General features: G+C 66.2%; 24 protein-coding genes. 11 read left to right on the top strand and 13 right to left on the bottom strand.

Annotated features, from left to right (window positions below; all coding sequences use genetic code 11):
• Positions 1 to 1,152: MFS transporter (locus A5906_RS33700; protein ID WP_245327047.1), on the bottom strand; the 1,152-nt coding region annotated here is incomplete at its 3' end.
• A 158-nt stretch (positions 1,153 to 1,310) separates the two neighbouring features.
• Here A5906_RS33700 and A5906_RS33695 point away from each other — a divergent pair.
• Positions 1,311 to 2,228 carry a LysR substrate-binding domain-containing protein gene (locus A5906_RS33695; protein ID WP_080139424.1) on the top strand — a complete coding sequence of 306 codons (918 nt, stop codon included), beginning with the start codon at positions 1,311 to 1,313 and terminating at the stop codon, positions 2,226 to 2,228.
• A 37-nt stretch (positions 2,229 to 2,265) separates the two neighbouring features.
• The gene (locus A5906_RS33690) at positions 2,266 to 3,090 is read left to right on the top strand and encodes an aspartate dehydrogenase (protein ID WP_080139423.1); all 825 of its coding nucleotides are present in this window, start codon (positions 2,266 to 2,268) and stop codon (positions 3,088 to 3,090) included.
• A 223-nt stretch (positions 3,091 to 3,313) separates the two neighbouring features.
• On the opposite strand, the gene A5906_RS33680 is transcribed toward A5906_RS33690, so the two are convergent.
• From A5906_RS33680 to A5906_RS33640, 8 genes are all read right to left on the bottom strand, one after another.
• Entirely contained in the window at positions 3,314 to 4,618 is a 1,305-nt protein-coding gene (locus tag A5906_RS33680) for a PQQ-dependent sugar dehydrogenase (RefSeq protein ID WP_080139422.1), read from the bottom strand.
• A gap of 226 nt (positions 4,619 to 4,844) precedes the next feature.
• Positions 4,845 to 5,054 (bottom strand): hypothetical protein, encoded by a 210-nt coding sequence (locus A5906_RS33675; protein WP_080139421.1) that lies wholly within the window; start codon positions 5,052 to 5,054, stop codon positions 4,845 to 4,847.
• Positions 5,055 to 5,311: 257 nt separating this feature from the next.
• Complete coding sequence (locus A5906_RS33665; RefSeq protein WP_080139419.1) at positions 5,312 to 5,938, bottom strand: methyltransferase family protein; 627 nt, start codon at positions 5,936 to 5,938, stop codon at positions 5,312 to 5,314.
• 27 nt (positions 5,939 to 5,965) lie between these two features.
• A complete protein-coding gene (locus A5906_RS33660) occupies positions 5,966 to 6,997 on the bottom strand; it encodes an NAD-dependent epimerase/dehydratase family protein (protein ID WP_080139418.1) in 1,032 nt (343 codons plus the stop codon).
• 29 nt (positions 6,998 to 7,026) lie between these two features.
• Entirely contained in the window at positions 7,027 to 7,545 is a 519-nt protein-coding gene (locus A5906_RS33655) for an Mpo1 family 2-hydroxy fatty acid dioxygenase (protein ID WP_080139534.1), read from the bottom strand.
• A 173-nt stretch (positions 7,546 to 7,718) separates the two neighbouring features.
• Positions 7,719 to 8,390, bottom strand: coding sequence for an OmpA family protein (locus tag A5906_RS33650; RefSeq protein ID WP_080139417.1), 672 nt, complete (start codon positions 8,388 to 8,390; stop codon positions 7,719 to 7,721).
• Positions 8,390 to 8,806, bottom strand: a complete 417-nt coding sequence (locus A5906_RS33645) for a hypothetical protein (RefSeq protein ID WP_080139416.1) — start codon at positions 8,804 to 8,806, stop codon at positions 8,390 to 8,392. The genes A5906_RS33650 and A5906_RS33645 overlap by 1 nt, the downstream gene beginning before the upstream one ends.
• Before the next feature lie 88 nt (positions 8,807 to 8,894).
• Positions 8,895 to 9,182, bottom strand: coding sequence for a type II toxin-antitoxin system HicB family antitoxin (locus A5906_RS33640; protein WP_080139415.1), 288 nt, complete (start codon positions 9,180 to 9,182; stop codon positions 8,895 to 8,897).
• A 77-nt stretch (positions 9,183 to 9,259) separates the two neighbouring features.
• On the opposite strand from A5906_RS33640, the gene A5906_RS33635 reads away from it, so the two are divergent.
• Positions 9,260 to 10,051 (top strand): hypothetical protein, encoded by a 792-nt coding sequence (locus A5906_RS33635; RefSeq protein WP_136615669.1) that lies wholly within the window; start codon positions 9,260 to 9,262, stop codon positions 10,049 to 10,051.
• 54 nt (positions 10,052 to 10,105) lie between these two features.
• On the opposite strand, the gene A5906_RS33630 is transcribed toward A5906_RS33635, so the two are convergent.
• The gene (locus A5906_RS33630) at positions 10,106 to 12,718 is read right to left on the bottom strand and encodes an ATP-dependent helicase (RefSeq protein ID WP_080139413.1); all 2,613 of its coding nucleotides are present in this window, start codon (positions 12,716 to 12,718) and stop codon (positions 10,106 to 10,108) included.
• Positions 12,719 to 12,950: 232 nt separating this feature from the next.
• Here A5906_RS33630 and A5906_RS33625 point away from each other — a divergent pair, with 232 nt between their 5' ends.
• A complete protein-coding gene (locus A5906_RS33625; protein WP_080139412.1) occupies positions 12,951 to 13,121 on the top strand; it encodes a DUF1328 domain-containing protein in 171 nt (56 codons plus the stop codon).
• A 16-nt stretch (positions 13,122 to 13,137) separates the two neighbouring features.
• Here A5906_RS33625 and A5906_RS33620 read toward each other — a convergent pair whose 3' ends face one another.
• Positions 13,138 to 13,629 (bottom strand): thioesterase family protein, encoded by a 492-nt coding sequence (locus A5906_RS33620; protein WP_080139411.1) that lies wholly within the window; start codon positions 13,627 to 13,629, stop codon positions 13,138 to 13,140.
• An 88-nt stretch (positions 13,630 to 13,717) separates the two neighbouring features.
• Here A5906_RS33620 and A5906_RS33615 point away from each other — a divergent pair, with 88 nt between their 5' ends.
• The 3 genes from A5906_RS33615 to A5906_RS33605 all read left to right on the top strand — a co-directional run bounded on the left by A5906_RS33615 (position 13,718) and on the right by A5906_RS33605 (position 17,159).
• Positions 13,718 to 15,142, top strand: a complete 1,425-nt coding sequence (locus A5906_RS33615) for an FAD-binding oxidoreductase (protein WP_080139410.1) — start codon at positions 13,718 to 13,720, stop codon at positions 15,140 to 15,142.
• Between the two features lie 205 nt (positions 15,143 to 15,347).
• Positions 15,348 to 16,679 (top strand): Spy/CpxP family protein refolding chaperone, encoded by a 1,332-nt coding sequence (locus tag A5906_RS33610; RefSeq protein ID WP_080139533.1) that lies wholly within the window; start codon positions 15,348 to 15,350, stop codon positions 16,677 to 16,679.
• Positions 16,680 to 16,796: 117 nt separating this feature from the next.
• Positions 16,797 to 17,159, top strand: coding sequence for a hypothetical protein (locus tag A5906_RS33605; RefSeq protein ID WP_080139532.1), 363 nt, complete (start codon positions 16,797 to 16,799; stop codon positions 17,157 to 17,159).
• 6 nt (positions 17,160 to 17,165) lie between these two features.
• Here A5906_RS33605 and A5906_RS33600 read toward each other — a convergent pair whose 3' ends face one another.
• Together A5906_RS33600 and A5906_RS33595 are read right to left on the bottom strand one after the other, a co-directional pair.
• Entirely contained in the window at positions 17,166 to 18,833 is a 1,668-nt protein-coding gene (locus A5906_RS33600) for a SulP family inorganic anion transporter (protein WP_080139409.1), read from the bottom strand.
• Positions 18,834 to 19,032: 199 nt separating this feature from the next.
• Positions 19,033 to 20,523: a caspase family protein gene (locus tag A5906_RS33595; protein ID WP_080139408.1), complete on the bottom strand. Its 1,491-nt coding sequence runs from the start codon at positions 20,521 to 20,523 to the stop codon at positions 19,033 to 19,035.
• Positions 20,524 to 20,591: 68 nt separating this feature from the next.
• Here A5906_RS33595 and A5906_RS42035 point away from each other — a divergent pair, with 68 nt between their 5' ends.
• The 4 genes from A5906_RS42035 to A5906_RS33580 are packed head-to-tail and all read left to right on the top strand — an operon-like array spanning position 20,592 to position 24,883.
• A complete protein-coding gene (locus A5906_RS42035; RefSeq protein WP_136615665.1) occupies positions 20,592 to 20,927 on the top strand; it encodes a hypothetical protein in 336 nt (111 codons plus the stop codon).
• A 20-nt stretch (positions 20,928 to 20,947) separates the two neighbouring features.
• The gene (locus tag A5906_RS33590; RefSeq protein ID WP_080139407.1) at positions 20,948 to 21,979 is read left to right on the top strand and encodes a TRAP transporter substrate-binding protein; all 1,032 of its coding nucleotides are present in this window, start codon (positions 20,948 to 20,950) and stop codon (positions 21,977 to 21,979) included.
• Positions 21,980 to 22,039: 60 nt separating this feature from the next.
• On the top strand, positions 22,040 to 23,893 hold the full coding sequence (locus tag A5906_RS33585; protein WP_080139531.1) for a TRAP transporter large permease: 1,854 nt from the start codon (positions 22,040 to 22,042) through the stop codon (positions 23,891 to 23,893).
• Positions 23,894 to 23,905: 12 nt separating this feature from the next.
• Positions 23,906 to 24,883 carry a hydroxyacid dehydrogenase gene (locus A5906_RS33580; RefSeq protein ID WP_080139406.1) on the top strand — a complete coding sequence of 326 codons (978 nt, stop codon included), beginning with the start codon at positions 23,906 to 23,908 and terminating at the stop codon, positions 24,881 to 24,883.
• The last annotated feature ends 91 nt before the right edge of the window (positions 24,884 to 24,974 follow it).

Below are 24,974 nucleotides of genomic sequence, written 5' to 3'. Positions count from 1 at the left end.
GGCGGGGCCGACGAAGCCGCCCAGATTGCCGATCGAGTTGATGGTGGCGATCCCCGCTGCGGCCGCTGGGCCGGACAGGAACAACGTCGGCATGCTCCACAGCGGCGGCTTGGCCGAGGAGATGCCGATGTTCACGAGCGTCAGCGCCACCAGCACCGCAACGACGCCGGCCGCGAGGCCGGCATAGGCGAGGCCGGCAGCCGCGATCAGGCAGGCCCACACGACGTGCCAGGTGCGCTCGCCGGTGCGGTCCGAATGCCGCGCCCATAGGATCATGGCGACGACGGCGGCGGTGGCCGGCAGCGCGTTGAGGAAGCCGACCTGGAGCGAGGACAGGCCGAACTGTTTGATGATCTGCGGCGCCCAGACGCCGAGCGTGTAGAGGCCGGCCGAGGTGCCGAAATAGATCAGCGACAGCGCCAGCACGCGCGGATCGGCGAGCCCGCGCCAGATGCTGTGGCTCGCGGTCGCGGCCTTGCTGGTGGTCTCCACGTTCATGGTCTCGACCAGCCAGCGCCGCTCGTCTTCAGTGAGCCATTTCGCCTTCTCGGGGCGGTCGGTGAGGAAGCCGAGCACGACGAAGCCGAGCAGCACGGCCGGCAGCGCCTCCAGCACGAACAGCCATTGCCAGCCCCTGAAACCGAGCAGTCCGTCCATCTCCAGCAGCGCGCCGGAGATCGGAGATCCCAGCACTGTCGAAAGCGGGGCTGCCGCCATGAACAGCGCCGTCACCGCGGCGCGCTGGCGCGCTGGGAACCAGTACGAGAGATAGAGAATGATGCCGGGAAAGAAGCCGGCCTCCGCAACGCCGAGCAGGAAGCGCAGGATGTAGAAGCTGGTCGGCCCCTGCACGAACGCCATCGCGGCCGAGACGAGGCCCCAGGTGATCATCACCCGCGCGATCCAGATCCGGGCGCCGATCTTGTGCAGGATGATGTTGGAAGGCACCTCGAACAGGAAATAGCCCCAGAAGAAGATGCCGGCGCCGAAGCCGTAGACCGCGGGCGACAGGCCGATGTCCTTGTTCATCGTCAGCGAGGCGAAGCCGATATTGACGCGGTCGATGAAGGCCACGAAGTACAGCAGCATGATGAAGGGGACGATGCGCCAGGTGATCTTGCGCAGCACGCGCGTCTGAATCTCGCTCGCCACCCTGGCCTCCTCGATATCTGGTTATCGTTGTGCTGGCCGACCGTGAGAGGTCCACGCCGGCACTGAGCCTAGGCGAGGGCAGGAGGCATACTCAATTGGCGCTGGTTTATACAAAAAAATGATATAATCCTCGCGGGGAGAGGGACGAAAGGATCCGAATGGAATTGCATCAGCTCCGATGCTTCGTGGCGGCGGCCGAGCAATTGCATTTCGGCCGCGCGGCACAGCAGCTCCAGATGCTGCCCTCCGCGCTCGGCCGGCAGATCAGGCTGCTGGAGGAGGACCTCGGCACGCGCCTGTTTGCGCGAACCACGCGCGCGGTGTCGCTGACAGAGGATGGCGCGTCGTTGCTGCGTGATGCCCGCGCCATCCTCGCGAGGGTCGAGGCGGTCGAGAGCAATCTGCGCAATCGCTCGCGCGCGGGGGCCGCGCCGCGGCTGCGGGTCGGTGCCATCGACAGTGCGGCGGCGGGGTTGCTGCCGCCGCTGCTGCGCGATTTCCGCAGCAGGCATCCCGACATCGCGGTGCAGCTGCTCGAGGACAAGACCGTCCGGCTGCTGCCGAAGATCCTGACCGGCGCGCTCGACCTTGCCTTCGTCCGGCCGCCCGACCGTGCGGACAAGCGTCTCGAATTCCGCGACCTGCTCCAGGAGACCGCCATCGTGGCGTTCCCGCAACGGCATGTACTGGCCGCGCGCAAATCGATCACGCTGGCCGACATCGCCGGCGAGGCGATGCTGGTGCCGGACCGCCGCTCGCGGCCGCACAGCCACGACCTCACGACAAAGCTGTTCGAGCAGGCCGGCCTGACGCCGCGCATTGTGCAGGTCGCGGACGAGAAGCAGACCATCATCAACCTGGTGGCAACGAAGCTCGGGGTCGCGATCGTGCCGCGCTGGACCACGCGGATGGCGGCGACAGGCGTCCGCTTCGTGCCGCTGCGGCCGAGGCAGAGCGGCCCCATCGGCCGCCTGCCGCTCGCCGCAGCCTGGCTGCGCGGCTCGCGCGATCCGGCCCGCGATGCCATGCTGGCCGTTCTGGAGGGCCGCCTGCGCAGCTATGCGCGGGAGGCGTGAGCGGCTATGACATCGGCCTGGACAAACGGTGGATACGATGACTGAACGGAAAGCGTCGGGCGAGTTGCGGGTGGCCATCGCGGGGCTGGGCTCGATCGGCACCAAGATCGCGACTGCGCTCGATCAGGGCATCGAGGGATTGACGTTGTCGGCCGTGGCGGTCCGCGACCCCGCCAAGCATCAGGCCTTTATCAGCAGTCTTCGCCGTCCGCCGACGATCCTGCCGCTCGACCAGCTCGGCGAGGCCGCCGATATCGTGGTCGAATGTGCGCCGAGCAGCCAGCTGCGCGCGATCGTCGAGCCCGCGGTGAAGCGCGGCAGGGCCGCGGTCGTGGTCAGCGTCGGCGGGCTGCTCGACAATTTCGATCTCGTCGATCTCGCCCGCGCCAATGGCGGCCGCATCATCGTGCCGACCGGCGCGCTGATCGGCCTCGATGCCGTCAACGCGGCCGCCATCGGCACCATCCATTCGGTGAAGATGGTCACGCGCAAGCCGATCGACGGGCTGAAGGGCGCGCCGTTCATCGTGCAGAACAACATCGACATCGACAATCTGCGCGAGCCGCTCAAACTGTTCGAAGGGACTGCCCGCGAAGCGGCGAAGGGCTTTCCGGCGAACGTCAATGTCGCTGTTGCGTTGTCGCTGGCCGGCATCGGCCCCGATCGCACCCGGATGCAGGTCTGGGCCGACCCCACTGTGACGCGCAATGTTCATCGCGTCGACGTCGAGGCGGATTCGGCGCGCTTCTCGATGTCGATCGAGAACATCCCGTCCGAAAATCCCAAGACCGGAATCATCACCGCACTGTCCGTGATCGCGCTGCTGCGCAAGCAGCGCGCCACGCTGTGTGTGGGGACGTGAATGGCGTGAGACTTCGTTAGCCCGAACACCGGGTGCGCTCCCTCCCCCGCTTGCGGGGGAGGGCTGGGGAGAGGGTGTTTCCGCAGCGGGACACTCCCCCAGAGGAGAAAGCCCTCACCCGGCGCGCGGGACGATGCTTCGCATCGCCCCGAACGCGCCGACCTCTCCCGCAAGCGGGAGAGGTGCAGCGAGCCCGGAGCGCCTACCTCAACATTCCGCTGTCCTACGCCCCCGTCACGCGCCAGATCACGTTGCCGACGTCGTCGGCCATCAGCAGTGACTTCTTGTCGGGGCCGATCACGACGCCGACGGGGCGGCCGTAGGATTCCTTCTCGTCCGGGGACAGGAAGCCCGACAGGATGTCGCGTCCGGGGCCGGAGGGCTTTCCGTTCTCGAACGGGATGAACACCAGCTTGTAGCCGGACAGCTTGCTGCGATTCCACGAGCCGTGCTGGCCGATCACCATGCCGTCGGGGAAGCCGGGCAGGGTGCCGGCGGGCATCCAGCACAGGCCCAGCGAAGCGGTGTGGCCGCCGAGCGCATAGTCCGGTTGCAGCGCCTTGGCGACCATCGCCGGATCCTGCGGCACGCGATCGTCCACCGTCTTGCCCCAGTAGCAATAGGGCCAGCCGTAGAAGCCGCCGTCGCGCACCGAGGTGAGATAGTCGGGCGGCGTCTCGTCGCCGAGCCCGTCGCGCTCGTTGACGACGGTCCAGAGCACGCCCGTGTTCGGCTCCCAGGCGAGGCCGACCGGATTGCGCAGGCCCGCGCCAAAAATGCGATGCGTGCCGGCTACGAGATCGAGCTCATAGACCGCCGCGCGGCCTTCCTCGACCTCCATGCCCATCTCGGCGATGTTGCTGAGCGAGCCGACGCCGGCATAGAGCTTCTTGCCGTCGGGGCTTGCGAGCAGGCTGCGCGTCCAGTGCCCGGCCGGCTTGAAGGTGGTGAGCCGCTTGCCCGGCGCGGTGATGCGGTCGGCATTGGCGAGGTAAGGAAACGCCATCACGCCGTCGGTGTTGCCGACATAGAAGGTGTCGCCGACCAGCGCCATGCCGAACGGCTGGTTGAGGTTCTCCATGAAGACGCCGCGCACTTCGGCAACGCCGTCGCCGTCCTTGTCGCGCAGCAGCGTGATGCGGTTGGCGGACACGCCGAGCGCGGCGGCGCGCCGCATCGTCGCCTGCATCGCGTAGTGGAACACGCTGCGCGGGGCACCTGCGATCTGCGTTGCCTCCGCGATCAGCACGTCGCCATTGGGCAGCACCTCGATCCAGCGCGGATGGTCGAGGCCGGTTGCGAATGCGTTGACCTTGAGCCCGGGTGCGACCGTCGGCTTGTGGCCCTCGCTCCAGCCGCGCGCGGTCGGCATCTTCAATGTCGGAATCGCGCCCTGCGGCTTCGCCTCGGGAATGGCCGGCGTCTGGCCCCAGGCGGGCGGTGGCTCGTTGCCTGTCATCTTGCGCCATTGCAGCGCGATGCCGCCGACGAATGCGACGAACTGCGCGAAGATACTGGAAAAGGTCATGAGAAGCCCCTGTCGAACCCTGAAGGCACAGTCCAACGCCGGATCGCCAAAAACCCCGCGCGGGCTCAGGCCTGATCGTCGACCTCTCCAGATCCACGATAGAATGTCGTCGTGCCTCGTTGCGCGCGCATCCAACTGGCTGGCGGTAAAAAGGTCAACCGTCGCGGAACCGGACGGATGTCTATTCCCGCGGAATGGCAGATGACCAAATTTGCATGGACAGAGATTAGCGGCCGATCTGCCGCTCCAGCCGCCGTGCCGCGCGGAAATCATCGAGATGATGGACGTTCGGCGCCAGCGCGGCTTCCCTGGACAGCAGATGATAGACCCGCGCCACCGTGCGCTGCTTCTGCTTCGGCCGCCCAGGCGGCATCGCCCGCGCCTTGCGAACGGCGGCGACTGCATGCGCGCGGAAATAATCGTAGGCGTCCGACATGGCCTATTCTCGGCTAGATGCTCTGCGGTGGTGCAGCTGTCGAGGGCTAACGGGCGTGGGGAGGGGCGGTTCCTTGGTGCGTGGAAACGTGCGCTCGCGCCCGGACGCAGCGCAGCGCGCCTTCCGCGGTGCGCTGCAGAGCCGGGGCCCTTCTCACCGCCATGCGATGTGTCACGATCTGGGTCCCGGCTCTGCGCAGCAATGCTACGCGTTGCAGCGCCTCCAGGACACGAGAGTGGCGCGAGCTGCTATGCCCGTCACCGCGGCGACAGGAACGGGATGATCATCGGCACGCGGCGGCAATAGGCGCCGTAGGCGTCCTCGCCGAGCTCCTTCGACAGGAACACCTCTTCCATCCGGCCCTTCTGCCACATGCCGAGCGAGATCAGGATCGCGCCGAGGATCGTCGTGACCAAGCCGATCGCGATGCCGGTGACGAGCATGCCGAAGATCAACCCCGTGTAGATCGGGTGACGCACGATGCCGTAGGGGCCGGTGTCGATGACGCGATGGTCTTCCTTGTGGGTGATGGTGTTGGACCAGAACTTTCCGAGATGCAGCCGCCCCCACCAGGCGAAGGCGATGCCGGCGATCGAGAGGATCGCGGCGACGGTGACGCCGGTGTTGCCGGGCACCCAGAGCGGCTTCCAGCCCAGGAGCTCGGCAATCCACGGAGTGTACAGGATGCCGCCGACCAGGATCGGCAGGCTGTAGCGCTGCGACTCCAACGTCATGACCTGCTTCTTGGTCCGTCCCTGCCAGAACGAGGCGCCGATCCAGCTGAGGAGAAAGGCGAGCCAGATCAGGGCCAGGAGTTCGGTCGGCCAGGCCGTGGTCCAGCCACCCCAGGCCACAGAGAGAAGCTTGCTGAAATCGAAGGACATGAAGGTTCTTTGCGTTAGGCGGCGGCTTCAGCCCGCGCGCGAGGAGAGCGCGTGATGCTCGATGGCGCCGGAGGGCTGCTGGCCGTTGCGGGCGAGCAGATGAGTGATGGTTTCGCGCAGGACCGGCTCGATCGGGCGCGGCGAATAGCCGAGCTCGGTGCGCGCCTTGCCAATCGAGAGGTCGCTCGCGGCAAGCGCAATGCGCACGCCCTCGGCGGTGCCGTTGGGCGGGCGGCGCGTGAAATTGTCGGCCAGATATTCGAGCATGATGCCGGAGAGCTCGGCGATCTTGCCGGGCACGACGACCGGGAACTGCCGGCGGCCGCTCATCGCCGACATCATCCGCAGGATGTTGCCCAGCGGCACGCAGTCGCCGCCGAGGATGTAGCGCTGGCCGATGCGGCCGCGCTCCATGGCCAGCACGAGGCCCGTCGCGACGTCGCGGACGTCGACGAGATTGACCAGGAAGTTGAGATGCGGCTGCACCTTCTTCTGCAGGAAGTACCAGAGCATCGCGGTCGGCGGCGTCAGATTGTGGTCAGCGGCGCCGATCGGCATGGTCGGCGTGCCGATCACCAGCGGAAAGCCCTCCGCAGCGGCCTTGGCGGCATGATGCTCGGCGAGCGACTTCGACCGCGTATAGGCGCCCGGCATCGCGTCGGCCGGCTGCAGCGCCTCTTCGGCCGGGGCGCCCTTGAGGTCGGTATAGGGGAACAGGATCGATTCCGTCGAGCAGTGCAGGAAGCGCGACACGCCGCGCTTCATCGCGGCCGCCAGCACGACCTCGGTGCCGCGGCAATTCACGTCGTGAAAGTCCTGCTTGTTCGCCACCCACATGCCGGGCAGGCCGGCGAGGTGATAGACCTGATCGACGCCGGACAGCGCGGTATCGACCGCGGCGCAATCCAGCACCGAGCCATGGACAAAATCGACTTCAGCGTTCGCAGCAGTCGGCGGCCGGACATCGAGAATGCGCACCCGCTGCCCACGGGCGCGGAGCGCTTCTACAAGATGATGTCCGATGAAGCCGCAGCCACCGGTAACCAGTACGAGAGCCATGCAGAAGGTTTACTGTTTCGCTTCTAGAGCTATCGGGTTGAAAGGGAATTGGTCGGAAGAGGCGCCAGAATCGCGGCAAGGTCGCGACGGAAGCCCAGTGCAATGAACAATTTTGCCATGACAAACATCGGTCCCAGCAAAAGATGCGACGGAAACGTGAATAACGAGGCTTCGCGCCCCTCAAAAATCTTGTGACCAATGGCCTGCGCGGCGAGGCCGAGCGCGACCAGGGCGGCAAAAATCGCCCACATCGTCACGGTGCTGACTTGCGCCGCAATGGTCGACGCGACCGTGAACAGCACGATGGAGACGGCCAGAATGCCGATCCCGAGCGCCACATCGAGCAGCAGCCAATAGACCAGAACCGGCAGGGCCAGAATCACCGCCAGGCTGACCTCGGACCCGAACAGCGGGACCTTCACCAGCGTCAGCGGCATCACCGCGCCGGTGAACAGCAGGAGGATGCCCACCACATGCATCGCCGTGTTCCGGGGATCGCGATGGTACTCGACATAAACGGCAAGTTGGCGTTGAAAAAAGCCACCCATCTTGGTCTCATGCACAACGGGGTCGGGGAAGGACGAACAGAGGCTATAGCACCGGATAGGGCAGTGCACAAACCGGCACTATTGTCGCGCAAGACCATACCGTCGCGCTGTGGGACAGTTCACAAAACGATCAGGACTTCAAAGGGTTCCGTCGGACGCCGGGGAGCCGCAGCTTACCGCTTCTTGGCGGGCTTTTTCGCCGCAGGCGCAGGTGTCGCAGCCGGATGCGCGGGCGCGTCGTCCGGCAGCTTGGCGTAGGTTAGGATCTGCAGCTGGCCGTTGACGGCCGAGGTCGGCTTGGCCCGGTCGAGAAACTGCTCTTCGCCGAGCCCGATCGGATGCAGGCGCTTGGTCGAGATCTTGAACGTGTTCACAAGCACGTCGCGGATCGCGTCGGCGCGGCGCTGGCTCAGGATCGCGTTGGCCTCGCGCGTCTTCGAATTGGATTCGACGTGGCCGACGATCAAGAAGGTGTAGGGCAGCAGCGAAGAGTGAACCAGCGCGTCCGCGATACGGCCGACGGTCTGGTAGGACGCCGGCTGGATGATCGGCGTGTCGGCGTCGAACTGGATCTGCGCGTTGAAGGCGGCCAGCTTGGCGAGGTCGGGGGCGATCGGCGGCCGGTTGACCGGGCCCGGATCGTTCTTGATCCTGGCCTTGGCGCGCTCCATCACCTGCTGCTTCAGCGCGGGAAGGTCGACCTCGCCTGCTTCCTCGAAATGGTTGAGCTTGCTGACGATGTCGTCGCGGGTCGGAGCCGCCGTCTGTGCGCTTGCGACGCCCGCGACCAAGGCGAGACCGAGCGCGGCGCATAGTCCTGCGGTCGAGAGCCCTTTCGCGCGCATCAGCGATACCCCGCGTCGTCGACGGCCTTCAGGCAGTTGTTGCTGATGCCCTTGGGCGTCGAGACCAGGCAGGGGATCGACTTGCTGGTCTCCTTGGTGGAGCCGCCGCAGACCTTGACGATCTCGCGCTGGCAGGCATTCGCCACCGTGACGCGCGCGGCGATGCGCTTCTGGATGGCGTCGAAGGTGCCGAGATAGTCGCTCTGGCACTGCGGCGAGAGCACGTCGCGGTTGCGCGACAGGCACTCCTTCAGCCGCGTCGAGTCCGGGTTGACGCCGCGGCAATTGGCGACGATTTCCGCGCCGCAACTCGCCGCCAGCTTCCCGATCGAATCGCCAAAGCTCATGGTCTCCGCCGCCGCAAGCGACGGCATAACCAATGCCAGCACGATCAATGTGATGGAGCCCCGGACCATGGGTTTATCTGATACGGGGAAGTTCGCGGGGGTCAAGGGCTGTTCGGGGGAGAACTGTCGAGAGTCCGGCGACTGCGGCGAACAGTCCTCACTCGGCCTCATTGGGGGGCGGCCATTCGATCAGGATGGCCGTGTGGTTCCTGAAGTCGTCGGCAAATTCCGGGTCGGCCTCAAGCTCGGCCAGCGTCCTCGGCGCGGGAAGCTGGCCGCCGTCCTCGATCAGGTCCTGCGCATAGAGCGCGAGCGCCTCGGATGCGTTCTCCACGGCTTCGTCGGCGTCATCCCCGCCGGACCTGCAACCGGGCAGGTCCGGAAACCACAAGCTGACGCCGTCGTCCGGGTCGGCGTCATCGATGATGGCGATGTAGTGAGGCATGGGAGAACTGGTCGCCGTGAAGGTTGTGCCGCAGGGGCCGCTTCACTTATGACGACCTCATCCGAGGAGGCAAGCAATTGAGCGAATTAACCCTGGCCGAGGGCTGCGGCTCGTTCGTGTTTCGCGACGATGGGGCCGTACCCTCGCCACGCACGATGCGGGTCTTCTCGTTTTGCCCGAGATCGAGCAACCGGCACACGCCCATCGTCATGGCGATGCATGGCGTCGACCGCGCCGCTGCGGAGTTTCGCGATCTGCTCGCGCCCCAGGCCGAACGCAATGGGCAAATCGTGCTGGTTCCGGAGTTCGATCCGGACCAGTTCCCGGGCGTCCACGCGTACAATTTCGGCGGTGTGCGACGGCCGCCGCCAGACAATACGGTCTTGCCGCGCGAACTTTGGAATTTCGGGGTGATCGACCGGCTGTTTCATCATGTTCGGCATGCGATCGGGTCCAGCCAGGAGACCTTCGGCCTGTTCGGCAACTCCGCGGGCGCCCAGTTTGTGCTGCGCTATCTCGCGCTGAACGAGGCCGCGTCCGTTGATCTCGCAGTTGCCGCCAATTGCGGCTGCTACATGCTGCCTGATCTCACCAAGGACTATCCTGACGGCATGGGAGGGATCGGCCTCGACGAAAGTCATCTGCGGCGATATCTCGCGCGCCCCCTCGTCATCCTGCTGGGCGACGCCGACAACGACCCGGACGCCCCCGATCTGCCGCGCTGGGACGAGGCGATGGCCCAGGGGCCTCATCGCCTTGCGCGCGGCCTCTGGCATTTCCAGCACTGTACGGAGCTGGCCAGGAGTCTCGGTGTGACGCTGGGCTGGAGACTCCGATGGCACCCGGTGCCGGGCACGTCGACCAATTGATCTACGATCAGGGCGCCGACATCTTGAACGGCTGAACGGGAGGCGAAGCTCCGGTCACGCCCGCTGCACGAAACTGTCCACGACCTTCTTCTCGCCGGCCTTGTCGAAGGCGATGGTGAGCTTGTTGCCATCAATCTTGGTGACGCGGCCGTAGCCGAATTTCTGGTGGAAGACGCGGTCTTCGAGCGAAAATTCCGAGGTCGTGCCGGTGGATTTGGCGACCAGCTCGCCCTCGATGGTCAGGGGACCGCGGCGGCGCGAAGAGAAGCTGCCGAAATCCGGGCCTGATGACGAGGACGAGAACGTCGCGGCTTCTTCCTCGAAGCCGCCGCTGCGGCCACCGCTATTGCGGCCGCCGCCACGATTGCGGTTGGCCTGCGCCCGCTGCCAGCCCGGGGTCGTGTAGCTGGAGCCGAACGCCTCCATGTCGTCGAAGCGTGAGGCGCCGTAGCCGCCGGTGCCGCCCCAGGCCGAGCCGCCCTTGGATTCGGTGATCTCGACATTGGCTGCCGGCAATTCATCGAGGAAGCGCGAGGGGATCGTGGTCGACCAGGTGCCATGGATGCGCCGGTTGGTCGCGAAATAGATCATGGCGCGGCGGCGGGCGCGGGTCAGGCCGACATGGCCGAGCCGGCGTTCTTCTTCCAGGCCGGCGCGGCCCTGTTCGTCCAGCGTGCGCTGGCTCGGGAACAGGCCTTCCTCCCAGCCGGGCAGGAACACGTTGTCGAATTCGAGTCCCTTGGCCGAATGCAGCGTCATCAGCGACACCGCATCGTCCTCGGCGCCGCCCTCGCGGTCCATCACGAGGGAGATGTGCTCGAGGAACCCTTGCAGGTTCTCGAACTCCTCCATCGAGCGCACGAGCTCCTTCAGGTTCTCCAGCCGGCCCGCAGCGTCCGCCGAGCGGTCCTTCTGCCACATCTCGGTATAGCCGCTCTCGTCGAGCACGATCTGGGCCAAATCGGTGTGCGCGGTGACCTCGCGCTGGGCGCGCCAGCGGTCGAACTGCGCGACCAGATCGCGCAGCGACCCGCGCGCCTTCGGCTTCAGCTCGTCGGTCTCGACCACGGCCCGCGCCGCCTCGAACAGCGGAATGCGGCGCTTGCGGGCGTGGTCGTGCAGCATCTGCACGGTGGCATCGCCGAGGCCGCGCTTTGGCGTATTGACGATGCGCTCGAAGGCGAGATCGTCCGCCGGCGAATTGATCACGCGCAAGTAAGCCAGCGCGTCGCGGATTTCGGCGCGCTCGTAGAAGCGCGGGCCGCCGATGACGCGATAGGGCAGGCCGAGGGTGACGAAACGGTCTTCGAACTCGCGCATCTGATAGGAGGCGCGCACCAGAATGGCGATCTCGTTGAGCTTCTCGCCCTGGCGCTGCAGCTGCTCGATCTCCTCGCCGATGCCGCGGGCTTCCTCTTCCGAATCCCAGGAGCCGGTGACGGTGACCTTCTCGCCTTCGACGTCCTCGGTGCGCAGCGTCTTGCCGAGCCGGCCTTCATTGTGCGCGATCAGATGCGAGGCTGCCGCGAGGATGTGCCCGGTCGAGCGGTAGTTGCGCTCGAGGCGGATCACCTTGGCGCCGGGGAAATCGTGCTCGAAGCGCAGGATGTTGTCGACCTCGGCGCCGCGCCAGCCATAGATCGACTGGTCGTCGTCGCCGACGCAGCAGATGTTTTTGGTGGGGCCGGTGGGAGGAGCGGCGATCGCCACTTGCTCGGTCATTGCGGGGCGATGCGGAGCATCGAACCCGGAATCTGGAGCTGAGGTCTCATCTCGAGATTCTCCGACGCGCAATTGCGCGTCGTAGTTCGGCTCTTCGAGCCGCCCCGGAATGGCGGCTTTGGCCGAAGATGGCGCCTGCGACAGCAGCCGCAGCCACAGATATTGCGCGACGTTGGTGTCCTGATATTCGTCCACCAGGATGAACTTGAAGCGCTGCTGGTACTGCCGGAGGATATCGGGGTGCTCGCGGAAGATGCGGATGTTCTCCAGCAGCAGATCGCCGAAATCGGCGGCGTTCAGGATCTTCAGCCGCTCCTGATAGCTCGTGTAGAGCTTGCCGCCCTTGCCGTTGGCGAACATCGCGGCCTCGCCGGAGGGCACTTGTGACGGCATCAGGCCGCGGTTCTTCCAGCCGTCGATCAGGCCAGCCAGCATGCGCGCCGGCCAGCGCTTGTCGTCGATGTTCTCGGCCTGCAGCAGCTGTTTCAGCAGCCGCACCTGGTCGTCGACGTCGAGGACGGTGAAGTTCGACTTGAGCTGCGCCAGCTCGGCATGGAAACGCAGGATGCGGCCGCCGATGGAATGGAAGGTGCCGAGCCACGGCATGCCTTCCACGGCGTGGCCGAGCATCTGGCCGAGCCGGTGCTTCATCTCGCGCGCGGCCTTGTTGGTGAAGGTCACCGACAGGATCTCGGCGGGGCGGGCCCGGCCCTGGCTCAGGATATGGGCGATGCGCGTGGTCAATACGCGCGTTTTGCCGGTGCCGGCGCCGGCCAGCACCAGGACCGGGCCGTCCAGCGTCTCCACCGCCTCGCGCTGCTCGGGATTGAGCCCGGAGAGGTATTTCGGGCCCACCGAGGCGCGCGCACGCGCGGCGATGCCGCCGGCTGCGGGCTGGTGGTCGGGAACGCTGGTGATCTTGCTCGGCTCGGTCATGCGAATCATTTGGCCCCACGATGGCACCGCGGGGTGACGGGAGGGAGCCTTCATAACAGGGATTGGTGCCTATATGGGGCGCCGGTGCGAGGTTTTCCACGTACGCGGCAGGCCGATTTGTTCCTGCCGAAGCCGTGAATTTCGCCGCTCTACGTGCCGGAACCATCGTTCCCGCGTCGAGATTGTCTGGACAGGCGGCGCGGCCAGCCGTGCCGAGTGACATCAAGACGAGGGTTTGACCATGCTAGGCTGGGTTGTGACGTTTCTGGTTATCGCACTGATCGCCGGTATCCTGGGCTTTGGCGGCATCGCCGGCGCATCGATCGAGATCGCCAAGATCATCTTCTTCATCGCGGTCATCCTGTTCCTGGTCTCGGCCGTGGTCGGATTGGCCCGCGGCCGCAGGATATAGCGCGCCGGATCATGCACTACCGCCTCGAGGGCATCGCCACGCTGCGGCCGATGCCCTCGGGTCGCGTCAAGGCGCTGTGGGCCCTCGCGATGCCTGCAATGCGCTGCTGGATGTCGGACGGAAACGGCGCAACGCGCCGCGCCTTCATGTCCATGTGCAGCGACATGTTCTCCGAGGTCGCGGACAGCCAGCCTTCGGCGCCGTGCCTCATCTCCTCGAAGGTGTGCAGCCGCTTGTCGTCCGCCGCCAGGAGCCACACCAGGATCTGCACGGGATCGCCGAGATGGATCTCGCGCAAGTACCGCACATGGCATTCGGCGGTGAAGGTCGAGCCGTGGCGCTCGGTCTTGTAGACCGGGCCAATCCCGAGCTCGAGCCAGAACTCGTCGATCGCCCGGTCGAACATCACGTTGTAATAGGCCATGTTGAGGTGGCCGTTATAGTCGATCCATTGCGGTTCGATCTGCATGATCGACGAGCGAAACGGCTCGGTGGCGGTTTCCGGCATGTGTCCTTCCCAAGCTATGCGTCCGGTCCCTTGACTTGACCGGCTATATGTCCTTTGCCACGGTCTCTTCTCGTCGGGAGGAATTTCCGTGGGTACGACCATCACCAATAATCCGCCGCGGCCGGAGCCGAAAGCCCTCGCGAGCGCACTGGAGCAGCTTGCCGCACGCTTCGGCAACCGCCTGATCACCTCGCAGGCCGTCCGCGAGCAGCACGGCCATACCACCACCTGGATCGTCAACCAGCCGCCGGACGGCGTGGTGATGGCGCAGGAGACCGCCGACATCCAGGACGTGGTGCGGATCTGCGCTAAGAACCGCGTGCCCGTCATCGCCTTCGGCACCGGCACCTCGCTGGAAGGCCAGGTCAACGCGCCCGCCGGCGGCATCTCGATCGACCTGCGCGACATGAACAAGGTGCTCGCGGTACATGCCGAGGACCTCGACTGCGTGATCCAGCCCGGCGTCACACGCAAGGCGCTGAACGAGCATCTGCGCGACCAGGGCCTGTTCTTCCCGATCGATCCCGGCGCGGATGCTTCGCTCGGCGGCATGGCCTCGACCCGCGCCTCCGGCACCAACGCGGTGCGCTACGGCACCATGCGCGACAGCGTGCTGGCGCTGAAGGTGGTGCGCGGCGACGGCGAGATCATCACCACGGGCACGCGCGCGAAGAAGTCGTCCGCGGGCTACGACCTGACGCATCTGTTCGTCGGTGCCGAAGGCACGCTCGGCATCATCTCGGAGCTGACGATCCGCCTGCGCGGCATCCCTGACACGATCGCGGCCGGCGCGGTGTCGTTCGAGACCGTGCATGGCGCGTGTCAGGCCGTGATCCTGGCGATCCAGACCGGCATTCCCGTGGCGCGCATCGAGCTGCTCAATGCCGCGCAGGTGAAGGCCTGCAACGCCTATTCGAAGCTGACGCTGCCCGAGACACCGCTGCTCTTGATGGAATTCCACGGCAGCGAGATCGAGGTCGCCGAGCAGTCCAAGGCGTTCGGCGAGATCGCCAAGGATTGCGGCGGCGGCGATTTCTCCTGGACCACCAAGCCCGAGGATCGCACCAAGCTGTGGCAGGCGCGGCACGACGCCTACTGGTCGGTGAAGGCGCTACGGCCCGGCGACAGCATCGGCGTGGTCGCAACCGACGTCTGCGTGCCGATCTCGCGGCTCGCCGACTGCGTCAGCGAGACCGAGGAGGATCTTAAGCGCCTCAATTTGCTGTCGCCGATCGTCGGCCATGTCGGCGACGGCAATTTCCATTGCTCGCTGGTCTGCGATACCAACGACGCGGCCGAGATGGCGCGCGGCGAGGAGTTCATGCATCGCCTGGTGGAGCGCGCGCAGGCGATGGACGGCACCTGCACCGGCGAGCACGGCATCGGCCAGGGCAAGCAAAAGTACCTCAAGGCCGAGCTCGGCCCCGAGGCGCTGGACGCGATGCGAGCGCTGAAGAAGGCGCTCGATCCGCTCAACATTTTCAATCCCGGAAAGATCGTGCCGGAGGCGTAGCGCAGGATCCGGAAAAGTGCGCAGCGGTTTTCCGAAAAGATCATGCGCAAACAACAACCTAAAGCGAGGTAATGATTTAATCCCAACCTCATCGCGCTTTAGCGCAGCCACTGCACCGCGGCCCCGGGAACTTTCGGCAGTCCTGCCGGTTCCAATTCCCGACAATTTCCGATGCCTCAATGGCGCGGCTTTGCGGGAGGATGCGATGTTGCGACCGGTCATTGGAATTGCCGTGATGGCGCTTGCCTGCCTGCTGGCGGGGACGGCTCTGGGCAAGGGCGGTGGCGGCCATGGTGGCGGACATGGTGGCGGACATGGCGGTGGTCACGGCGGCGGGCACGGCGGTGGCCATCATGGCGGCGGGCATCACGGTGGCGGCCATCACGGCTTCGGCCATGCGCATGGGGGCGGTCATCATCGCGCGATGCGGTTTGCAACCGGCGCCCGACATGGTGGGCCGAACTTCGGTCAGATCCGCAATGCGTCCGTGCGCCCCGCGAACTTCCGCAACGCTCTCAACATGCATTCCGGCGCCTTTCGCAACGGCCGTCTGATCGGCAACCCGGCGGCGCGCGCCCAGATCACGGCGGCGGCTGCGCTCGCCGGCTGGCATGGTGCCAGCAGCGGATGGTGGCAGCATCCGGGCGGCGGTTACGGCTGGGTCGGACCGCTGTTCTGGCCGTTCGCCTATAATGATCTCTACGACTACACGATCTGGGGCGACGGTCTCGGCTTCTGGGGCTACGGCTATCCGGACATCTATGCCGGCCTCTTCGGCCCCTACGGCTATGATGGCCTGTCCGCTTATCTGCCGCAGCGCCCGCAGGGACGGCGGCAAGCGCGCGGCGTTGCGCTGGATCAGCTTTGCGGCAGCGACCGGCGCGAGATCGTCGGTCTTCCGATCGACCAGATCGCCGCGGCGGTGCAGCCGACCGAGGCGCAGGGTGCCAATCTCGATGCGCTCGGCAACGCCTCCATCGACGCTGCAGCGCTGATCCGCACATCCTGCCCATCGCAGGTCGCAGCGACCGCGCCCGGCCGGCTGGCGGCGATGCAGCAGCGCGTCGAGGCGATGGTGAAAGCCGTCGATCTCGTCCAGCCCGCCCTCGACAGCTTCTATGGCGCGCTCACCGACGAGCAGAAGGCGCGGTTCAACGCGCTGGCCGAAGATCAGCGTCGCACAACGGCATCCAACGGCAGCGGGGGAGGATCGCTGGTCCAGACATGCGGTGCGCCTGCTGCACTCGATTGGCCCGGCACCGACATCGAGGCGAGGCTTCGCCCCAACGACACGCAGCGTGCCGCGCTACAGGTGCTCCAGGATACCAGTGCCAAAGTCAGCGCATCGCTCAAGGCGGCCTGCCAGCCCAGCGAGGTGTTGACGCCGCCGGCGCGAATGGCCGCGGTCCGCAAGCGGCTCGACACGATGCTCGAGGGCGTCAAGTCGGTGCGCGCGGCGCTGGAGGATTTCTACGCCACGCTGAATGACGAGCAGAAGGCACAGTTCGAGGCCATCGGCCCACGCCGGACGTCCTGAAAACGTCAAGATGGAGCGTGCGGAAAAATCGCCTCGCCGATCTCGATTGGCCTCTCTATGCTGGGAGAGACTGAAGCGCGGCCATATGGCGGCTCGAAGATCGCGGATGGTGGAGCGATGAAGTGGTTCGCGCGCAAGACGCGGCAGGACATCTGGGACGAGACGATCGAGGGGCCGCTCGGCGACATCGAGGCCGCCGCGCGCATCCGCGCCATTTGCGAGGCGGCTTCCGCGAGCGCGGCAGGATCTGCGCAGAACGACAAGCGCGAGAGCGCGCGCTACGAGCGCGCGGCCAAGGTCGCGATGGAGATCGCGATGAATATCTCGGATGGACTGATGCGCGACGATGCGGTCCGTCGCATCGTCGATCTCTGCATGAAGGCGGGCGACCTCAAGACCGCGCAGATCCTGTTTCGCGCGATCCATGCCAGCTGGATCCGCGAGACGGTGCAGCGGGATCACCCGACCCTGGCGCAGTAAGGGCGACTATCTCGCCAGCTTGCGCACCGCCTCGTCCACGCTGCGGAAGACGTGCTCGCGGGGCAGGGCGTCGTATAATCTGAAGCGCTCGAACGCGTCCTGCGCACGCACTGATTCCAGCCGCGCGAGGGCGACGGTGACGCCCTGTTCGTTGCACGCCTTGAACATGTCGAGCAGAATCTGCGCGGCGGTGAAGTCGATCTCGACCATGCCGCTCGCCTCCAGCACCAGCAGTTGCGGGGTTGCCGTGCCGAGCACCTTGGCCACGTCGCTGCGGAAACCAGGGGCGTTGAGGAACGAAAGCGGCGCCTGCAGCCCGATTACGGCAACGCCGTCGATGCGCTCGCCGCTGATGTGCGGATGGGCCGGCCACCAGATCGTGGTGCCGGGCACGCGCTCGAACTCGACGAGCCGCGCCCGCGTCGTGCTCCAGATACCGTGCAGCAGCGACAACACGATGCCGAGGAACGCGCCCTGCTGGATCGGCAGCACGATGATCAGGGCGGCGGTCGCGACGATCAGCAGGAATTCGCTTCGAGACTGGTGGTAGATCGTGACGATCTGCTTCGCGCGGACGATGCGCAGCGCGACGAACAGCAGAATGCCGCCGAGGGCGGCGTCCGGAACGTGCCTCAGCAGTCCGGTGCCGAATGCGAGCAGCGCCAGCACGATAGCCGCGGCCGCAAGCCCTGCGAGCTGCGATTGCCCGCCGGTCTCGGCGACGATCCCCGTGCGCGGCGGGCTGGCATTGACCGGAAACGCGCCAAACAGGCCGGACAAAACGCTGCCGGCGCCCGCGCCGAGGAAGTCGCGGTCGACATCGGCAGGCTTGTCGGGATCGGATGGGAACGAGCGCGTGGTCGCGGCGGTCTGCACCATCACCACGATCGTGATCACGAAGGCGAGCGACACCAGATGCACCCAATGCTCCGGCGCAAGCTCGGGCAAAGTGAGCCGCGGCAGCGTGCCCGGCACCACGCCGACGACGCTGACGCCCTTGCTTTCGAGGCCGAGCGCGATCGTGGCCAGTGTCGCGGCGACGAGCCCGATCAGCGCGCCCGGGATTTTCGCGCTGATCTTCTCGGAGACGAAGACCGTTGCCAGCACACTGAAGCCGATGCACAGCGTGAAGGGATTGCTGCGGTTAAGCTCGCCGGCGAGCATGCCGATGCGATCGAGCGTCGGCCCGCTCGGCGACTTCAGTCCGAGCACGCCGGGCAATTGCGACACGATGATGTGGACGGAGATGCCGGCGAGGAAGCCGACCATGACCGGCATCGACAGCAGGTTGGCGATGCCGCCGAGGCGGAAGGCGCCGCCCGCGAGCATCATCGCGCCAACCATCAGCGCCAGCGCGACCGCAAATCCCTGATATTGCGGCGAGCCGACTGCGGCGAGCGCCGCAAGCCCGCCGGCGAAGATCGGCGTGATCGTGGAGTCCGCGCCGCAGGAGAGGAAGCGGTTGCCACCGAGCAGCGCGAAGCCGAGCGAGCCGGCCATGAAGGCGAAGAAGCCGATCTGCGGCTCAAAGCCGCCAAGCCGCGCGGTCGCCATCTGCTCGGGGATCGCAATCGCCGCCAGCGTCAGCCCCGCCATCAGGTCGCCCGGCAGGGAATAGGAGGCGAGCGAGCGGAACAGCGGCCATGCGTGCCTGGTGTCGGCGTCGTGCGGCATTGAGGTCCCCGGAAATGCTTGTTAGCCGATAAGACTACAACATCCGGATCGGGAAGCGGCAGACGCAATTTCTCTACATCCGTCGTCATTGCGAGCGAAGCGAAGCAATCCAGAATCTGACCGCGTCGGCAGTCTGGATTGCTTCGCTGCGCTCGCAATGACGGAGGACACACTGTCCTCCGTATCGCGCGAGTCCCCCTCAGTACCGCCCTCGCTCATTGTGATAGTCGCCGCCGCGGCCGCCACCACCCATGCCCATGCCGATGCCAATCCCGATGCCGATGCCCTGCATCACGGCGCCGGGCGGCGGGCCGCGATCCGGCGGCGGTGCGCGCTCGTAGACAACTTCCTCAGGCGGCGGGCGGCGCGGCTTCGGCGGCGTCTCGACCACCTTGCGCTTCGGCGGGGTGTCGTCGACGCGCTTCTTGATGATGGGCGTCACGGCCGGGTTGACCGGGCTCGCCGGCGGCGTGGGCGTCGAGCACGGGCAGGTCGGCGCCATCGCGACGGCGACCGGAGCGGGGGTAGCCGCCGCGGCCACGGGCAGGGCATAGTTGCGGTTCTGCACGCGGAGCAGCAGCCTGCGCGCGGTTGCCGCGAGATCGCTGTTGTCCCAGTTCGCCAGATACGCCTCGAACGAGGCGCGGGTGTTGATCGCGACCGCACGCTCCCAGGCCAGCATCTGGCGCCGGCGCTCCACCACCGTGCGCAGGCGCGGGGTGCGGGAGTCCTGTGCGTACAGCTCGATATAGGCCTGATATGCCTCGACGGTGTCGTCGGTGATCACGAGCTCATAGGCGGCCTTCGGCTCCTTGCCCTGCAAATCCTTGCGCCAGTCGGCGACGCTGCGCGAGCCGCTGGCGAGCGCCATCGCGGATGCGCCGGGGAGAGCGGGCTGACCACTGCTGCTGTCGCCGCCGAAGAACTTGAAGTCGGTCGTCAGCGACGAGCTTTCCCAGGGGATTTGCCGGCCGTCGGTCGATTGCGCCACCGCGACGCGGATGCGCTTGAACACCTCCTCGATCGGCAGATTGGGCTGCTTGGCGATCGCCAGCGCGGCCGTGGTGTAGGGGCTGTCGAGGCCGTTGCCGTCCTCGGCTTCGGCGCCGGGCGAGGTCGAATAGGAGATGAAGGAGCCCGGTGCGCCGGCCTTGGTGTCGACGATCGCAAGCCCGTGGCCGGCGCCGCTGAGCGCGGGGAACGGGTTGTTGCGGCAGGCATCGAGCATGAAGATGCGCGCCCGCGTCGGCAGCGCGCCGAGCGTGTTGAGCATGTCGTTCAGCCGTACGCCCTGGAGCGGAATGTCGGCCTCGCGCTTGGGGTCGAGGTCGACGGGCACGAGATAGTTCTCGCCGTCGATCTGCAGCCCGTGGCCGGCATAGAACACCAGCGCAACGGTGTCGCCGCCGCTGGCGCTGACCTTGCCGGCGAAATCCGAGATCGCCGCGCGCATCTCGTTCTGACCGAGATTGGCTGCCGACGTGACGGTGAAACCGGCATTGCCGAGCAACTCGGTCATGCCCTGGGCGTCGTTGGCGGCGTTGGGCAGTTCCGGCACGGTGCGATAGGCGGACTGGCCGATCACCAGTGCGAGCCGCGCTTCGGCCGCGGCATCGGTCGGCATCGTCAGTTGTGTGAGAGCAAGGAGGCCGGACGCAAGCAGCAAATTGGAAAGGACTGGACGGCGCATGATGTCACCTCCATCGGCAATGCGCGCGATGATGTCACCTTTTCTAAGTCCGTGCCACGACACTGTCTGTGCGCTGGATCACGCTGCTGCGGCAAAATGGGGCAGGGTGTCTGCCGGAGCGGGCCGGGCATCGTTTCGGTATGATCCATGTGAATTGCGCATTGATCCATGCGCCAATTGGATTGATCGTCGCTGATGCGAAAGAGCGCCCCCTCGTACATCGCGACGCAGCCCGATCTCGTCGAAAATCCTGGGACAACATGGTGCTTCGCGCCGCCGTGGTGCGCTTCCCATTCGGCGCGCGGCGCGCGGCGGCAGGCTGCCGCATCCCTTGCCTCTGTCGTCGCTTTGGCCATACAGTCGATGCAAAGCGCCGTGGCAACGACTGCGGTCGCAAACAATAAAATCGGGGAGAGACCGCACCATGACCATCGTGCCCGTGAACCGTCGCGCGTTCATCAAGTCATCGGCGGCGGTCACCGCCGGCCTCGTGCTCTCTCCCGCGATCATCGGCCGTGCCGAAGCCGCGACGCTGAAGCTGAAATGCTCTTCCTCGCTGCCGAACGATCCCAAATACGCCAACGGGCGCGTCTACTACGACAACCTCGTCAAGAATCTGAAGGGCAACGGGCTCGGCGAGCAGGTCGAGGTCGCCTTCTTCCCGGACAACCAGCTCGGCCAGGAGATCGACGTCATCAATTCGGTGAAGCTCGGCGTCATCGACCTCATGGTGTCGGGCTCGTCGATCTCGGCCAATCTGGTGCCGCTGGTCGGCACCTTCGATCTCGGCTTCCTGTTCTCGAGCTTCCCGCAGCAGACCAAGGCGTTCGATGCCGGCGCCGCCAAGCCGGTCGAGGACGCCCTGCTCAAGGGCGGCAACATTCGCATCATCGCCTGGGCCTATAATTTCGGCTCGCGCAGCGTGCTGGCCAAGAAGCCGGTGAAGACGCCGGAGGATCTCGCCGGCCTCAAGATCCGCACGCTGCCCAATCCCGTCATCACTGAATGCCTGCGTCTGATGGGCGCGGCCGCGACGCCGCTGGCCTTCGGCGAGATCTACACGGCCTTGCAGGCCGGCGTGCTGGACGGACTCGAGCACGATCCGCCGACGATCCTCGCCAGCAAGTTCTTCGAAACGTCGAAATTCTACGCGCTGACGCAGCACAATTTCTCGCCGCTTGCGATCTATTTCAGCGACATGACCTACAACCGCATGGATCCGAAGCTGCGCGAGGGTTTTCTCGATGCCGCGAAGAAGGCCGCGGTCGATACCCGCGCCCATGGGCTCGCGGTCGAGAAGGAGGCGCTGGCGGCGCTCGGCGAGAAGGGCGTGACAGTGGCCGAATGTGACCGCGAAGCCTTCAAGAAGCGAGTCGCGCCGCAGATCGAGAACTTCATCAAGGCTCGGCCGGAATCCAAACCGGTCATCGACATGATCCGCGCGACGCAAGCCTGATGGCCAAGTCTCATGGCCAAGTCCCATGCCCAAGTCCCAATGGCCAAGTCCGAAATGGCGATGACAGCTGCGGTGCCGCTCTCGGGCGGCCGCCACGGCAGCATGACGTTGCTGCTTCGCGTCAGCGACGCGATCGCGGCCGGCCTGTTGGCCGCCGATCTCGCGGTAGTGTGCGCGTCCGTGCTGCTGCGCTTCTTCTTCAATGCGCCGGTCGAATGGTCCGATGACGTCGCCCGCGGATTGATGGTCGGCTCGGCCTTCTTCGGCGCGGCGAGCGCGCTTGCGCGCGGCGAGAATGTCGGCGTGTCCTTCTTCCGCGATCTGCTGCCGGTGCGGCTCCGCACGCTGGTCGATGCCGCCAGCGCGCTTCTGGTCGTGCTGATCTCCGGCTACGTCGCCTACAACGCCATCAAGCTGGGCTCGCTCACCGCCGGCCAGACCACCGGCTCCGGCCTGCCGCTGGAATTGACCTTCTACCCGATGGGCATCGGCGCGCTGTTCATGACGGTGTTCGCGATCGACCATCTCTGCGCGCGGCCGCTTCCCGATATCGTCAGGGGCCTCATTGCGATCATCCTCGTCACCGCCCTTTATCTCGCCTGGGATTATGTGTCGCCGGCTACCGTGCCGTCGGCGGGCACCTTGATGCTGATCGGCTTCTTCGCAACGCTGTTCGGCGGCTTGCCGATCGGCTTCGCGCTGGCGCTCGCCGCGCTGATCTTCATCTGGGTCGAGGGCGCGCTGCCCGGCGTCATCTTCGCCCAGCAGATGGCGCGCGGCATCGACAATTTCGTGCTGCTCGCGATCCCGTTCTTCATCCTCGTCGGCTACCTCATGGAAGCCAACGGCATGTCGGTGCGCCTGATCGAGCTGCTGCAGCGCGCGGTGGGGCGGATGCGCGGCGGCCTCAACGTCGTGATGGTGGCCTCGATGGTGCTGTTCTCCGGCATCTCCGGCTCGAAGATGGCCGATGTCGCCGCGGTCGGCTCGGTGCTGATCCCGGCGGCGCGCCGCTCCAGGCAGAATCCGGGCGGCGCGGTGGCGCTGCTCGCCGCCTCCGCGGTGATGGCGGAAACCATTCCGCCCTGCATCAACCTGATCATCCTCGGCTTCGTCGCCAACCTCTCGATCGGCGGCCTGTTCATGGCCGGGCTGCTGCCGGCAGCGCTGATGGCGCTGGTTCTGATCGCAGTCTCCATCATCTTCGGCAAGCCGCCGGCAGAGGCCGAGGACATCGCCCCGCAGGCGCCGGTGTCGGGCCTGTGGAGCGGCGCGATCGCCGCGTTCGGCCTGATCTTCATGATCTTCTTCGGCTTCAAGAGCGGCTTTGCCACGGCCACTGAAATCTCCGCCTTCGCCGTGGCCTACGCGCTGGTCGTCGGCAGCCTGGTGTTCCGCGAGCTCAACTTCAGGACGGCGGCGCACAGCTTCGTCCAGGCCGCAACGCGCGCGGGCCTCGTGCTGTTCATCGTCGCGGCCGCGCAGTCGCTGGCGTTCACGCTGACCTTGCAGCAGGTCCCGCACGCGGTCGGCGATTTCATGCTGGGGCTCTCCAAGACCTCCGGCGTCTGGATGTTTATCCTGCTCGCGATCGTCGTGCTGATCGTGATGGGCTCGGTGCTGGAGGGGGCCGCTGCGTTGATCATCTTCGGGCCGCTGCTGTTGCCGGTCGCGGTTCAGCTCGGCGTCGACCCCCTGCATTTCGGCGTCGTGCTGGTCATCGCGATGGGCATCGGCCTGTTCGCGCCCCCGCTCGGGCTCGGGCTCTACGGCGCCTGCCTGATCGGCAACGTGCCGATCGAGCAGACGGTGAAGCCGATCATGGGCTATCTTGGCCTCTTGTTCCTCTGCCTGCTCGTCATCGCCTTCGTGCCATGGCTCTCGACCGCGCTGCCGCGGGCATTCGGCTACTGAAGGAGTTTTGTCGTGAAGGTCCTGCTCGCGCACACGCCGGAGATGCGGCGCAATTACTACGGCGATCGCAGCCTGAACGGTCTGCGCGCGGCCGCCGAGGTGATGCTGCACGAGAGCGACGACACGCTGGACGCGGCCGGCCTCGTGCGTGCCGCGAAGGATGCCGACATCATCGTCGCCGATCGCATGACGGAAGGGCGCGGGGAGATCTTTGCGCAATTGCCGCGCCTGCGCGCCTTTGTCCGCTGCGCGGTCGACATCCGCAACGTCAATGTGGATGCGGCTTCGCAAGCCGGCGTGCTCGTGACCCGCGCTGGGCCCGGCTTCGTGCAGGCCGTCGCCGAGCTCGCGCTCGGCTTCATGGTCGACCTCTCTCGTGGTGTGTCACGGACGACCGCGGACTACCAGGCCGCCCGCAAGCCCGAGGCGCGGATGGGCCGCCAGCTCGCCGGCAGCAGGATCGGCATCATCGGCTATGGCAGCATCGGGCGCTATCTCGCCGAGATCGCAAAGGTGCTGCGCATGGAGTTGCTGGTCTCCGATCCCTTCGTAACCGTCACCGATGCCGCCATCCGGCAGGTCGGTCTCGACGAGCTGCTCGCAGCATCCGACTATGTCGTCTGCCTCGCCATCGCCAACGAGCAGACCGAGAATTTGATCGGGGAAGCGGCGCTGGCGCGCATGCAGCGGCATGCCGTCTTCATCAATCTCTCCCGCGGTAATCTTGTCGACGAGGCCGCGCTGGCACGCGCGCTGCGCGAGAGCCGCATCGCCGGCGCCGCGATGGATGTCGGCCGTGCCCCCGACCAGATGCCGACGCCGGAGCTGGCAAAGCTGCCGAACGTGATTGCAACCCCGCATGTCGGCGGCCTGACCCCGCAGGCGATCGAATACCAGTCGCTGGAAACCGTGCGGCAGGTGGAAGCGATCGTCAGGGGCGAGGTCCCGCAAGGCGCCGTCAACGCCGACCGCTGGACGCGACGGCCCTGAACTCCCTGCCTTGAACCTCGTCTGGGCCCGCGAGGTCAAAGGTCCGTGCCTGTCGTGAAATGGTTCATTGTGCAGGGTTGAGCAGATGAAG

Source organism: Bradyrhizobium sacchari (assembly GCF_002068095.1).
In the GTDB taxonomy this organism is placed as follows: domain Bacteria; phylum Pseudomonadota; class Alphaproteobacteria; order Rhizobiales; family Xanthobacteraceae; genus Bradyrhizobium; species Bradyrhizobium sacchari.
This window is presented reverse-complemented; position numbering and strand designations above follow the sequence as displayed.